This is a genomic window from Microbacterium sp. BH-3-3-3 (assembly GCF_007679045.1).
In the GTDB taxonomy this organism is placed as follows: Bacteria; Actinomycetota; Actinomycetes; order Actinomycetales; family Microbacteriaceae; genus Microbacterium; species Microbacterium algihabitans.
On sequence record NZ_VEFS01000001.1, the window covers coordinates 1276055 to 1289438 of the forward strand.

Here is a 13384-nt window from a genome sequence, read left to right on the forward strand (position 1 = left end):
GTCTAGCTCTCGTTCGGGGTGGGATCGGGCTCGCTCAGCAGGGCGTCGAGCCGATCGATGCGGCCGCGCCAGAGGTCTTCGTACGACCGCAGTAGTTCTTGCGCCCGGGCGAGCGCGGCGGGATCGGCACGCACGAGTCGCACCCTCCCCTCCGCGCGTTTGGTGATCAGCCGCGCCTCGGCGAGCACGGCGATGTGCTTCGACACCGCGGCGAACGACATCGCGTAGGCCGCCGCGAGCTGCGTCACCGATTGCTCGGAGACGAGCGTGCGCCGCACGATGTCGCGCCGCGTGGCATCGGCGAGCGCGTGGAACACCCGGTCGATGTCGGCGTCACTCTGTTGTTCAACCATTTGGTTGCACGTTAGCGCACAGGCTGCGCCTGCACAAGATCGAGGGCGGCTGTCACCTCGATGAGCGACTAAGCAAAGGATAAGCGTCTTTCCTTTGCTTAAATGGACGCGTGCGCACAGATGAAGGCAACGGCTGGCCGGCGATCGAGCATGAACCGAGACGGTGGGACCGTTCAGAGGGGCAGGTGGGCTCGCGCCGCCAGCTCCGTCGCGCTGCCGGCCCCTACTTCGCAGCCGTTCCACCGCTCATCGCGCAGATCAGAGTCATGCTCGACCCCGAGGTGCTCGCCGCAGCCGATGAGGCAAGCCACGCCCTCGCCCGCTTCGATGCCGAGGCCGCCGCGCTCGTCGCACCGTTCCCGGCGATTCTCCTCCGGACCGAGTCCGCGTCGAGCTCCGAGGTGGAGAATCTGACGGCGGGAGCTCGACAGGTGGCTCTCGCTGAGATCGGCGCGGCGCGACCCGAGAACGCGCGCCTCATCGTCGCGAACACGCGCGCGATGGATGCCGCGATCGCACTCAGCGCCGACTTGGACGAAGACGCAGTGATCGCCATGCAATCGGCGCTGCTCCGGGATACGGCCCCGAGGTTCAGCGGAGAATGGCGCGATGAGCAGGTGTGGATCGGCGGGGGCGCGATATCGCCCCACGACGCCGACTTCATTCCGCCTCACCACGAGCGGGTACCGGCATTGATGCGGGATCTGATGGAGTTCGTCGACCGCACCGACGTTCCCGTGCTCGCGCAGGCCGCAATCGCGCACGCACAGTTCGAGACGATCCACCCGTTCCCCGACGGCAACGGCCGCACGGGCCGCGCCCTGATTCATGCGATGCTCCACCGCGGGGGACTCACCCGTAATCTCACCGTCCCCGTGTCTGCGGGGTTGCTGCGCGATCCTCGGGTCTATTTTCAGGCCCTCACGGACTACCGCGCCGGAGATGTGAACGCGATCGTGCACACCATCACCGAGGCCAGCTTCTCGGCGATCTCGAATGGGCGCCGCCTCGCCGCGGATCTCATCGGCATCCGCGAGAGATGGAACACGAGCGTGACGGCGCGGCCCGGCTCATCCACGCGCCGCTTGATGGAACTCCTGCCGTCGAAGCCCGTGGTGACCGCCGCCTCGATCGCCTCCGACCTCGGCGTCAGCACCGTGGCCGCAGGAACGGCGATCAACAAGCTCGTTGCCGTCGGGGTGCTGACCCAGGTTGGTGGGGGGAGTCGCTACCGCATCTGGCAATCGCCCGAGATCCTCGACGCCTTGGACGAGTTCGCTGCGCGAGCTCGGCGCGGACGCGCGTGAGAAGGCTGTTGTCGCTCGCGTTCACTCCACCCCGGGCAGCGCCTCGAGAGGCCCGTCCGGCAACACGACCCAGCCCTCGCGGCGCGCGACGGACAGCATGTCGGATGCCGGCTTCTCGAACGACCCGAGCGCTCCCGCGCGGGTGGCGAGAGCGGCGATGAGCGCGTCGAAAGCATCGGCTTTCGCGATCGCGAGCGGGGCGAACCCGCCGATGTCAAGCCAGGGCGCGCGCTCGCGCAGCGCGTGGAGAAGGATCGCGCGACGCGCGGCATCCACCCGGTAACCGGAGGTGTCGAACCCCCACCGGCGCAGCGATCCGCCGGGGTACACCTCGAACAGGCGCCCCTCCCCCGCCCGGTCGACCGGGAAGCCGACCGCCGCGAGACGCCGCAGCAGCCCCGCGCCGCGGAGCGCCGTCACGCCCAGCCGGTCGGTCGACACGCTCAGCGGCCAGCGGCCGATGCGCTCGCGCACGACGTGGTCGGTGTGGCGGTAGACGAGCTTCCGGCGCCAGTCGGCATGGCCCTCGACCGGTCCGAGCGACGGCTCCGCGTCGGCGTGGTGCGCCCCGACGAAGTCCACGAACGCGTCGGGCCAGCCCAGCGGGCAGTCGACCCCGAGCCACACCTCGCCCGAGGCGACGGATGCCACGATGTCGGCATCCGTCATGCCGATCTCGAGGCGCTCGAGCCGGGCCGCACCGGCCGACCAGACGATCTCGGCGAGCGCGGTTCCGGGCGCTGCCGCGGCGAGGTCGACTCCGACGGATCTCATCGCATCGAGCCTAGGCCGGGCGGGAAGGGAACGGCCCGGACCACCGTGAGGTGACCCGGGCCGTCGTCCTGCGGGAGCGTCGCTCAGCCGAGGAAGGGCACGACGAACAGCGCGATCGTGATGACGGGTCCGATCACGACCATCGACAGACCCCAGATGGTGAGGTGCTTGTACAAGCGAGCGCGTTCGCTCTCGTGCGCCGAGGCGACGATGGTCGCACCGGTGGTCCCGAAGGGCGCGCAGTCGACGAGCGAGGCCGAGATGGCGAGCGCGTAGATGAAACCGGTCATCTCCAGACCGCCGCCGGGCAGCAGCAACGGAACGGCGAGCGGCACGAGGGCGCCGATGATGCCGATCGTCGAGGCGAAGGCCGAGACGAGACCGGCGATGATGCACAGCACCAGCGCGGCGATGAGCGGCTCGTTCACCGAGCGCGCGAACTCGCCCAGTTGATCGATCGCCCCGAGTCGGGTCAGCACACCGACGTACGTGATGATGCCGCCGAGCAGCAGGATCGTGTTCCAATCGACCTTCGCAAGGCCCTCGCGACCGGCCTTCGGGTTGATGAAGGCGAGCAGCACGGCGAGGGTCAGCGCGACGGCACCGAGGTTGAGGTCGATGTCGTTCAGCGTGAGCGTGAAGAACGCGATGACGAGCACGGGAATCGAGACCAGCGTCATCAGCTGGTAGCCGGTGAGCTTCTCGGTCACGGTCTGCTCGAGCAGGGCCGTGCCGCCGCTGCGGGGGCGCGTGCTGAAGCCGGTGCCGGCGACGCCGTCGGATCCTCCGGTGCCGAGTTCGCCGGATGCCGCCTTGGCGGCGCGACCGCGGGCGATGAGCTCGCGTCCACCGAACATGAGGAACGCGACGGCGACGATGACGGTGTTGATGCCGACCGAGAGGCCGAACATGAGAGCGGCGTTGTAGGGGATGCCCGCGGAGGTGGCCACCGTGAGCACGGTGATGCCGACGATGCTCGTGGGCGCGAGGGCGCCACCGACGATCGCGGAACTCATCGCGATGCCCATCATCGTGGAGTGGATGCGGTGCTTGTGCGCGAGGCTCATCGCGATCGGCACGAGGGTGAACGCCGCGTGCGAGGTGCCGAGGCACGCGACCAGCGTGCCGACGGCGAACATCGCCCAGGGGATGAGCGCGACCCGGTCTCCGATGAGGCGCACCGAGCGGTCGACCAGCCAATCGATCGTGCCGACGGCGCGGGCGATACCGAAGAGGTACGTGATGCCGAGCAGGATCAGCAGGGCGTCGACGGGGAAGCCACCGAGCACGTCGTCGAGCGATTCGCCGACGAGCAGCACGCCGATCACGCAGGCCGCCACCAGGGCGAGGGCGCCCATGTGCACGTTGCGGATGGCCGAGATGGCGAACACCGCGACGAGCACGATGAGGGCGATGATCTCCACGTTCACGAGATCACCCCGCGCGGGGCGAGGGGGATGGTCTGGGCACGGTGCATCGTCGTCGATCTCCTGGTGGTCGGGGGTGAGGGGTCAGACTCCGAGCGCGAGCCCGGAGAGGTAGGCGGATGCCGCGGGCTCGTGCACACCGTCGAGATCGGCGAAGTGCACGAGCTCCCCGGCGGCGACATCGCGGCGCAGACGCGCGCCCGAGAGCAGGTAATAGGGGGCGATCTCGCCCGCGTCGGGGGCGACGATCACGGGGGCGACACCGGCGATCTCGTGATGGTGTCCCTCGACGCGGAACGGGGTTCCGGCGGCGAGGTCGGTGGACGCGCGGGCGGCGAGCACCGTGTGCTGACGCGGCTCGGGCGTCGCGGCGGTGTCGTCGACCGCGGCGGCGATGGTGAGCGGCGTCTCGATGCCCATGAAGTGGTACGGCCAGTAGATGCAGGCGTAGCGGCCGTCGCGGCTCACGACATGACCCTTCCCGCGGAGGGTCTCCCACGTGACGTCGTCACCCGTGCGGACGATCGCGAAGACCCCGCCGGCGAAGCTCGCCTCGCCGGGCAGGCGCAGCATCGAGAAGACGTCGATCACCCCGGTGGTGCCCAGGATGCCACCGTCGGCGCGCTCGGCGTACACGTCGGCGAGCTCGTCCGGACGTACGACGGGGTAGTGCATGGTCTCGACGTCGGCGGTCGCTCCGGTGTACAGCGACACCACGTTCATCTCGCAGGAGTCGGCCGCAGCCGCGCGCTTGAGGCCCGATACGGCCTCGGCACGGGCGGCGAGAGTGGCGCTGAGGTCGTCACCGCGGCCGAGCAGGCCGGCCAGTGCGGGAGCCTGCTGTTCGACCCCGTTCTGGTTCACGATCCCGGTCGCAGGGTCGAACACGAGGTCGTACTCGCCCGACTTGCCGAGGGCGACGATGTCGAATCCGGTCGCGAGCACCCAATCGACCAGGCGCAGCAAGTTCGCGGGCTGATCTCCGTCGCCGGGGAGGTACCGCAGGCCGCGCTCACGCGCCTTGGCCCTGAGGGCGACGCCCGCGATCGTCTCGACCTCTTTGCTGACCATCACGACGTGGGTGCCGTTGTCGAGCGCGGTGTCTGCGTACGAGAAGCCGGCGTCGATGCGACCGGTCGCCTCGACGAGCACGTCGACGTGCGACCAGGCGACGTGGGCGGCGTCGGCGACGACGGCGGTGCGCCCGGCGTCGACCGCGGCTGCGGCCTCCGCGGCACCCGTCGCCGTCACCACATCGTCACCCGTCATCCCGAGGTCGGCGAGCATCCGGCGGACGCCGTCGAGGTCGGGGTCGACGAGCTGGGCCGCCGCCATGTCGGGGAGGCGACGAAGCTGGTCGAGCAGCGTGCGGCCGTACCCTCCGTTCGCGCCGGTCACCGCGATGCGGATGGGGGCCGGACGGCGCTGTGCCGAGCTGTGGATCACCGTTGTTCCTCTTACGTCGTCGAAAGTCGTGGGGTGCGTCGGGGAGCGCACCTGGTGCTCCGCAACTGTAACGCCGTCTCACAAATTGTCAAAGTATTTTCTCAAATCTTCACATACACTGAGATGGGCCGTGGTTGCGGCCCACTCTCGATGAAAAGGTTCCCCATGCACATCGGCGCCATCGCTGACGACTTCACCGGAGCGACCGACCTCGCCACCGCTCTGCGGGAGCGGGGACTGCGCACTGCTGTCGTCATCGGCGACAACGACGTCCCCGCCGACCACGATGCGGTGGTCGTCGCTCTGAAATCGCGCACCGCCCCCGTCGCCCAGGCCGTGGCCGACTCGCTCGAGGCCGGCACGCGCCTCGTCGCCGCGGGTGCCGAGCGCCTCTACGTGAAGTACTGCTCCACGTTCGACTCCACCGACGAGGGCAACATCGGCCCCGTGCTCGACGCGGTTGTCTCGATGGCCGGCGCCGACCGCACCATCGTCGTCCCGTCCTTCCCCGCGAACGGACGCACCGTGCGCGACGGGAGCCTGTACGTGAATGGCACGCTGCTCGAGCACTCCTCGATGCGCCACCACCCGCTGACGCCGATGACGAAGTCGCGCCTGCGCGACATCCTCGCCCCACAGACCGCCGCGACGCTGACCGAGATCGGCCGCGACACCGTGCGCGCGGGAACCGACGCCCTCCGCGCCGCGATCGACGAAGCGGAGCCGGGATATCTGATCGTCGACGCCGAGACCGACGACGACCTCGCCGTGATCGCCGCAGCATCTCGCCATCTGCGCGTGCTCTCCGGAGGCGCGGCCCTCGCGGCGCACCTCGACGCCCCCGCCGACGCCGCCGCCATGCTGTTCCCGGTCGTCGGACGAGGCAGGCTCGTGGTGTGCGGCTCCGCCTCTGCGGCGACGCGCGCGCAGATCGCCGCCGCCGTCGGGCAGGGCGCCACGATGCGGCGTGTGGATCTGGATGCCGCGGCGTCCGACCCCGACGCCGAGATCGCAGCCCTCGTCGCCTGGGTGCGGGACCTCCCGCCGACGGAGTTGCCGCTCGTCTGCTCGGTCACCGAGCTCGCCGACATCCGCCGAGACGCCTCCGCGACCGCCGACGCCGTCGAGCACGTACTCTCGGCCGTCGTGGCCGATCTGGTCTCGACGGGCGACATCCACCGGGTCGTCGTCGCCGGAGGCGAGACCAGCGGTGCCGTCGTGCAGGCGCTGGGCGTCTCGAGTCTCGAGATCGGCCCACAACTCGCGCCCGGAGTGTGCTGGAGCGCCGGCCAGGCGGCATCCGGAGACACCGTCGCCCTCGTCCTCAAGAGCGGCAACTTCGGCGGGACCGATCTGTTCACCGCTGCCTGGGAGGCCATCGCATGAGCGCCCTCGATGACCTCATCGCCGCCGGCCGCGCCCTGGTCGACGCTGGCCTCAGCCCCGGCACCTCGGGCAACGTCAGCGTGCGCGACGGCGACCGGCTGCTCATGTCGGGCACCGGAACCCGCCTGGGTGCCCTGACCCCCGAGGACATCGCCGTCCTCACCCTCGCCGGCGAGATCGTCGGCGGCGCCCGCCCCTCGAAGGAGGTGCCGCTGCACGTCGCGATGTACGCGCGCAATCCCGAGCACCGTGCCGTCGTGCACGTGCACTCCCCCTCGACCGTGGCCGTGTCGTGCCTCGAGCCCTGGGCGCCCCACTCCGCCGTTCCCCCGCTGACGCCGTACTCGCTCATGCGCGTGGGCCAGGTGCCGCTGCTCGACTTCGTGCCCCCGGGCGACCCCGCGATGGGAGCCCTGATCACGGACTGCCCCGTGCCCTTCCGCGCCGCCCTGCTCGCCAACCACGGCGCCGTCGTGAGCGCAGCGGAGGCCGCGGCGGCGGTCGACAGCACGATCGAGCTCGAAGAGGCCTGCCGCATCACCCTGCTCACGGACGGTCGACAGCGACGCCTCATCGCCCCGGAGCGAGTGGCCGAGATCACCGCCCGCTGGGGGACCCCGTGGACCGCGACCGCTTCAGTAAGCTGAGCGGGACCGAAGGACGACGATGACCGAAGCCGCTCCGATGATCCCCGATCAGCGCCGGGAGAGCATCGTCCAGGCCCTGCATCGCGAACGCGTCCTCAGCTTCCGCCAGTTGAGCGATCTGGTGGGCGTGAGCCAGATGACCGTGCGCCGCGACGTCGCCGTGCTCGAGGAGCAGGGTCTCGTGCAGGCCACCACCGGTGGAGCGAAGCTCGTCAGCCGGCTCGTGCTCGAGCCCTCGCGCGCCGAGAAGGCCACGAGCGAGATCGCCGAGAAGACGGCCATCGCGCGCGCCGCGGCGACCCGCGTGCGCGACACCATGACGATCTACCTCGACGCCGGCACCACGGCGCAGGCCATGCGTCCGTTCCTCGAGCATGTGCGCGATCTCACGGTGGTGACGAACGACATCGCCACCGTGCAGACCTTTCTCGACCACCCCTCGGCCGACCTCATCTCGGTCGGCGGCCGGGTGGATCGCACGAACCTGTCGACGATCGGCCGCCTGACCCGCCTCACCCTCGCCGAGCTCTCGCTCGACCTCGCCTTCATCTCGTCGAGCTCCTGGGATCTCGGCCACGGAGTCACGACTCCCGTCGAGGCCAAGATCGAGGCGAAGCGGGCGGCGGTCGAGGCCGCCGAGCGCGCAGTGCTGGTCGCCGACAGCTCGAAATACGGCCGGTTCGCCAAATACCGCGCCCTTCGTCTCGCCGAGGTGGCCGAGGTGATCACCGACGCAGCACTGCCCGACAGCGCCGCCGAAGCTATCGCGGCCACCGGCATCGAGGTCGTCCGGGCGTAGGCGCCCGTCAAGACGCCGCTGAATCGGCCCGCGACCTGGGAGGATCAGCACATGGCAGACGAGGACCTCCCCGATTCGCTCGAACCGGCGATCCACGTTCCGCCGCGCGACGAGCCCCCCGCTCCGCCGACACCCAAGGGCGATCTGCGGGTCGTATCGATCATCGCGCTCGTCACCGGCGTGATCGTGATCGCCTGGTATCTGTTCCTCGTGACGGCGAGCGCGATCGCCCACCTCGAGAACGTGGCGTGGATCCAGATCGGCATGTGGGTGCTCGCGCTGGTGTCGTTCGTCTGCGGCATCCTGAGCCTGAATGCGCGCATGGCGCGCGAACTCGCCGCGGCGGGCTTCATCGCGGGGGTCGCCGCGGGGCTGTTGTCGATCTCGATCGGGTTCTTCAGCGGACTCGAGCTGCTGAGCTGAGCGGAATACCGCCCGTCGCGCGGCGGTTCTCGCTCTCATGACGCCGGATGCCGCTCTGGAACGCGCCCTGTCGAGCATCGACGTGCGGCCGGGCCACGCCTGGCGGCAATCGCTCGCCGCGGGCGGCACCCTGTCGCTGAAACGCGGCGAGGCGGCGATCGTCTACCTGCGCGAAGGCGAGATCACCGGACGCACCGGCGCGCGTTCCGCCTGCACCGTCGATGCCGCCTCCGGTGAGGCGGCCACCCTCGACGGGGGCCGCACCCTCCTCGCCGGAGACGCGCTGATCTCGCTCGGCTGCCACGCCTTCGCCGTGTCGTCGCAGTCGGGCGCCGAGGTGACGGTGGTGCCGCTCGAGGTCGTCCCCACTCTCGACACGCGCGCTCTTCCACCCCTGATCTTCGTCGGCGGTTTCGCCGGGGCCGAACCGGCCGCCGCCGGACTCGCCGCCCACCTGGGTCTGCCGAAGCCGGGCACCGGTCGCCAGGGCGATGAGACGATCTGCCGACTCATGGTCACGACCGTGCTGCTGTCAGCGCTACGCACGTGGGCCTCGACCCAGCGCGAGGCGTCGTGGCCGCCGCTCAGCGACGATCCGTTCCTCACCCGCGTGGTCGCGGCCGTCGCCGACGATCCCGGGCACGAGTGGACCCTCGACCAGCTCGCAGCGCTCGGTGCGATGTCGCGGTCGGTGTTCGCCGCGCGCTTCCGCGAGGTGTTCGGCACCTCGCCCGCCTCATACGTGACCGAGGTGCGCATGCGCCGGGCGAAGGAGCTCCTCGACGCCGGCACCTCGGTGTCGGAGACGTCGCGATTGCTCGGCTACGGCTCGGATGAAGGCTTCCGGCGCGCGTTCCGCCGCCACACCGGTGTCGCCCCCTCGGCCTGGCGTACCGCCGGGCGACCGCTGACCGTCTGACGCCGTCCCGTCGGTCGCGGCGACGACCCCTTCGCGCAAGGGGACGAGCGGCCCATCGACAGCCTCCGCGGGGAGGTGCGCTGAGCCACTCGCCTCTGTTCAGACGCGCGCGGGTCGGCGCGAGCGCAGGGAGAGCCCGAACAGCACGGCCCCGATGATGAGGAGCGCGATGCCGATGGCATCCGCCGCGAACACCCCTGCGGCGTCGACGAGGATGCCGCCGGCCCCCGCCGCGATGGTGATCGCCAGCTGGAAACCGGTGACGACGAGGCTTCCGCCCGCCTCCAGACGGTCGGGCATGAAGTGCCCCACCCAGGTGTTCACGATGATCAGCCACGACGAGAAGAAGAAGCCCCACACCAGCACGGCCGCGGCCACCGCGGCGAAGGCTCCGGGCAGAAGGGCGACCGCCGCGATCGCCAGCGCGATGGCCAGGGGCCCGATGACCGCGAGGCGGGCGAACGCTCGGTCGACGACCATGCCGACGGCGATGTTGCCGACGAACCCGCCGACGCCGAAGAGGGCGAGCAGCAGCACGATCGTGCCGGCGGTGACGTCGGGGATGCGCTCGAGCGAGAGGCGCACGTACGTGTAGGCGAGGAAGTGGCCGAGCACGACGAGCACGTGACCTGCCATTCCGCCCAAGACGCCGGGGCGGCGCAGGGTGTCGCCCAGGATGCGCAGGCTCGACGCGGCGGCCGGCGGCACGGGCGGCAGCACGATCCGCACGGCGACGCCGACGAGAGCGGTGGCGACGGCGATGAGCAGGAACGCGAGCCGCCAGTCGAGCGCCTCGCTGAGGGCGACTCCGATCGGCACGCCCGCCACCGTGGCCAGCGACAGGCCTGCCGAGCCGAACATCATCGCCCGACCGATGCGGTCGGGGCTCGACAGGCGCGCGGCGACGGTGATCGACATGGACCAGAACGCGCTGATGGCGGCACCCAGCAGGAACCGTGCGATCAGGATCGCGGGGAGGCTCGGGGCGATCGCCACCACGAGGCTCGAGATCGCGGCCGACGCCGCCGCGGCGACCAGGAGCGAGCGGCGATCGAGCCGCGGCAGCAACAGCCCCACGGTCGGGGCGAACAGGAGTCCCGCGAGAGCGGTGACGGTGACGGTCTGGCCCGCCTGCCCCGGTGTCGCGCCGAGGGCGGCGGCCATCTCGGTCAGCACGCCGTTGGGGAGGAACTCGGCCGTGACGAGCAGGAAGCTCAGCAGCATCACGACGACGAGCCCGCCGTAACGCATCACGGGGACCCCCGCGACGGGGGTGGGAACGGGGGCGGTGGTGGTCATGCTCCGATGTTGGTCCGGCGCGGGAGCGGGCGCCCGACCGTTCGTCCGCGGCATCCGACCGATCGTCCGGGCGGCCGGTCCCCGCCGCCGTCCTGCGGATCCCGACCTCGACACGCCGTCCCGCCCGCCCGTTCTCGCGGCGCGTCGCCCGCGGCATCCGCACGACGGCACCGGGCGGCGGCACCGGGCGGCGGCCGACGGCACCGGATCACCCCGCGAACGGCCGCCCCACGTACCGCGCGGCGGGGCGGATGATCTTCGGGTCGGCCGCCTGCTCGAGCACGTGCGCGCTCCAGCCGATCGTGCGGGCCAGCGCGAAGGTGGGCGTGAACATCTCGCGCGGAATCCCGCACTCCTCCATCACCACCGCTGCATAGAACTCGACGTTGGCGTGCAGAGGGCGTTCCGGATGCCGTGCCGCGAGCTGCCGCTCCGCCTCGACCTGGAACGCGAGAGCCTGCGCGACGCGCGGGCCGCCGAACTGCTCGGCGACGCCGTGCAGCAGCTCGGACCGCGGGTCGCTCGTGCGGTACACCGCGTGCCCGAAGCCCATCAGACGCCGCCCGGCCTGCAACTCTCCCGCGATCCACGCCGCCGGGTCGTCGCCGGCACAGTCGAGGCCGTCGAGCGCACGGGCCGGGGCTCCCCCGTGCAGCGGCCCCGACAGGGCGCCGAGGGCGCCGGTGAGGCACGACGCCATGTCGGCCCCGGTCGACGCGATGACCCGGGCCGTGAAGGTCGAGGCGTTGAAGCCGTGGTCCATCGCCGCGATCAAGTAGGCCGACAGGGCGCGCACGTGCCGCTGGTCGGGGTCGTGCCCGGTGACCCGCGCGAGGTAGTCCGCGACGATCCCCCGCCCGGTCGATGCGTCGCCCGGGGCGAGGGCGAGCGGCGCCATGGCCGCGAACGCGACCGCCTCGTCGAGCCGGGCGGCGGGGTCGAGGTCGTACAGCGGCGTCGACGAGCGGGCGGATGCCGCGAGCGTCCACACCGCGCGTAGCGCCGCGAGCGGCTGGTCGGTGCGCGCGGCGACGGCGGTGATCAGCTCGGGGAGGCGGGGATCGCCCTGCGCCGCGGTCACGCGGGCGGCGAAGGAGGCTCGGGCCGTGGCATCCGGAAGCTCTCCGACCACCAGCAGATGCCAGACGTCTTCGAACGAGTGCGACCGCGCAAGGTCGACGGCCGCGTGACCGCGGTAGTGGTACCAGCCCGCCTCGCCGTTGACGTCGCTGATGGTCGTCTCGGCCGCGACGACGCCGTTCAGGCCGCGGGGCACATCGATCAGGTCGCTCATGGGCTCAGTGTGCGAACCTGACGGTCACAGCGTCAACGTTGATCGGATCAATATGACCCTCCCCCGCCTGACCGCCGCGCAGGTCGCCGCCCGCCTCGGCGTCAAACCCGAGACCGTCTACGCCTACGTTTCACGCGGACTGCTGACCCGCGAGCGCGACGCGCACGGCTCGAGTTTCGACGCCCTCGAGATCGAGGCCTTCGCCGCCGCCCGCCGACGCACGCCCGCCCGCACGCCGACGCACCCCACGACCGGCATGCCGCTGGGGGTGGTGCAGACGCAGATCGCCGACATCGAAGACGGCGAGCTGTTGTACCGCGGTCGCCGTGCCCGCGACCTGATCGGCACCCCGTTCGCCGAGGCCGTCGCGTGGTTGTGGGGCGCGGAGCGGGTGGATGCGCCGGATACCGCGATCGGTAGCGCCCGCGCGATGGTCGAGGCCCTCCCCCTGCACGCCGGGGCCATGGACCGCCTCCGCGCCGCGGTGACGGGCTTCGCGGCCGACGACCCGCTGCGTTACGACGCGTCGGCGGCGACCGCCCACCGCATCGGCTGGACGCTGATCACCGGCCTCCCCGTCGCCCTGGGAGGCACCCCCGACGTCGAGCTCGCGCGCTCGCTCGTCAGCGGCTGGAGGGGATCGGCGGATGCCGCGACGCTGGGCGCCGTCAACGCCGCGCTCGTACTGCTCATGGACCACGACCTTGCCGTGTCGACGTTCGCCGCGCGAGTTGCGGCCTCGGCGCGCGCCGACGCGTACGCCGCGCTCAGCGCGGCCCTCGGAGCGGCGGATTCCCCGCTGCACATCTCGGCGGCGAGGCGCACCGCCCGCCTGCTCACCCGCGTGCGGCGCGGACAGGAACCCGAGCGCGCCCTCGCGGAAACGCTGCGCGAGGGCAGCGGCATCCCGGGCTTCGGCCACCCGCTCTACCACGACGGCGACGACCGAGCCGACGCGCTGTTCCCGCTGATCGCCGCGCTCCCCGACGGGGCCTCGGCGATGGATGCCGTCGAGCGCCTTTCGGCCGTCGTCACCGACCGCACGGGGCTCCGGCCCAACGTCGACCTCGCGCTGGCGGCCCTCGTGTCGGCCGCGCGCCTGCCCGACGACGCCGCGAGCACGATCTTCGTGCTCGGGCGGATCGCGGGGTGGACCGCGCACATCGCCGCCGAGTACGCCGAGCCCGCGATGCGCCTGCGCCCCCGCGGCCAGTACGTGGGGCCGTGAGGAGGGGCTTCGACAAGCTCAGCCACCCCGATGGGAGGTCCCCCAGCCTGTCGATGGGAGGTCCCTGAGCTTGTCGAAGGGA

At 71.4% G+C, this 13384-nt stretch carries 13 protein-coding genes; 7 read left to right on the top strand and 6 right to left on the bottom strand.

Annotation, left to right across the window (positions count from 1 at the left end; all coding sequences use genetic code 11):
* Positions 1-2: 2 nt before the first annotated feature.
* Positions 3-353 (bottom strand): helix-turn-helix transcriptional regulator, encoded by a 351-nt coding sequence (locus FS769_RS05955; RefSeq protein ID WP_144830659.1) that lies wholly within the window; start codon positions 351-353, stop codon positions 3-5.
* Positions 354-463: 110 nt separating this feature from the next.
* On the opposite strand from FS769_RS05955, the gene FS769_RS05960 reads away from it, so the two are divergent.
* The gene (locus FS769_RS05960; protein ID WP_144830663.1) at positions 464-1660 is read left to right on the top strand and encodes a Fic family protein; all 1197 of its coding nucleotides are present in this window, start codon (positions 464-466) and stop codon (positions 1658-1660) included.
* Between the two features lie 21 nt (positions 1661-1681).
* Here FS769_RS05960 and FS769_RS05965 read toward each other — a convergent pair whose 3' ends face one another.
* The 3 genes from FS769_RS05965 to FS769_RS05975 all read right to left on the bottom strand — a co-directional run bounded on the left by FS769_RS05965 (position 1682) and on the right by FS769_RS05975 (position 5307).
* Complete coding sequence (locus tag FS769_RS05965) at positions 1682-2434, bottom strand: DUF429 domain-containing protein (protein WP_144830666.1); 753 nt, start codon at positions 2432-2434, stop codon at positions 1682-1684.
* Positions 2435-2517: 83 nt separating this feature from the next.
* The gene (locus FS769_RS05970; RefSeq protein WP_144830668.1) at positions 2518-3864 is read right to left on the bottom strand and encodes an SLC13 family permease; all 1347 of its coding nucleotides are present in this window, start codon (positions 3862-3864) and stop codon (positions 2518-2520) included.
* An 81-nt stretch (positions 3865-3945) separates the two neighbouring features.
* Positions 3946-5307 (bottom strand): homoserine dehydrogenase, encoded by a 1362-nt coding sequence (locus FS769_RS05975; RefSeq protein WP_260979703.1) that lies wholly within the window; start codon positions 5305-5307, stop codon positions 3946-3948.
* Between the two features lie 165 nt (positions 5308-5472).
* Here FS769_RS05975 and otnK point away from each other — a divergent pair, with 165 nt between their 5' ends.
* The 5 genes from otnK to FS769_RS06000 are packed head-to-tail and all read left to right on the top strand — an operon-like array spanning position 5473 to position 9481.
* Positions 5473-6693, top strand: coding sequence for a 3-oxo-tetronate kinase (gene otnK / locus FS769_RS05980; protein WP_144830670.1), 1221 nt, complete (start codon positions 5473-5475; stop codon positions 6691-6693).
* Entirely contained in the window at positions 6690-7340 is a 651-nt protein-coding gene (locus tag FS769_RS05985; protein ID WP_144830673.1) for a class II aldolase/adducin family protein, read from the top strand. Before otnK ends, FS769_RS05985 begins: the two co-directional genes overlap by 4 nt.
* 19 nt (positions 7341-7359) lie before the next feature.
* Positions 7360-8139, top strand: coding sequence for a DeoR/GlpR family DNA-binding transcription regulator (locus FS769_RS05990; protein WP_144830676.1), 780 nt, complete (start codon positions 7360-7362; stop codon positions 8137-8139).
* 51 nt (positions 8140-8190) lie between these two features.
* A complete protein-coding gene (locus FS769_RS05995; protein ID WP_144830680.1) occupies positions 8191-8562 on the top strand; it encodes a hypothetical protein in 372 nt (123 codons plus the stop codon).
* Between the two features lie 37 nt (positions 8563-8599).
* Positions 8600-9481: a helix-turn-helix transcriptional regulator gene (locus tag FS769_RS06000; protein ID WP_144830683.1), complete on the top strand. Its 882-nt coding sequence runs from the start codon at positions 8600-8602 to the stop codon at positions 9479-9481.
* Between the two features lie 99 nt (positions 9482-9580).
* Here the strand turns inward: FS769_RS06000 and FS769_RS06005 are convergent, their stop codons facing one another.
* Entirely contained in the window at positions 9581-10780 is a 1200-nt protein-coding gene (locus FS769_RS06005) for an MFS transporter (RefSeq protein ID WP_144830685.1), read from the bottom strand.
* 208 nt (positions 10781-10988) lie between these two features.
* Positions 10989-12074: a citrate/2-methylcitrate synthase gene (locus tag FS769_RS06010; RefSeq protein WP_144830689.1), complete on the bottom strand. Its 1086-nt coding sequence runs from the start codon at positions 12072-12074 to the stop codon at positions 10989-10991.
* A 52-nt stretch (positions 12075-12126) separates the two neighbouring features.
* Here FS769_RS06010 and FS769_RS06015 point away from each other — a divergent pair, with 52 nt between their 5' ends.
* Positions 12127-13302 carry a citrate/2-methylcitrate synthase gene (locus tag FS769_RS06015; protein ID WP_144830692.1) on the top strand — a complete coding sequence of 392 codons (1176 nt, stop codon included), beginning with the start codon at positions 12127-12129 and terminating at the stop codon, positions 13300-13302.
* Positions 13303-13384 lie beyond the last annotated feature (82 nt).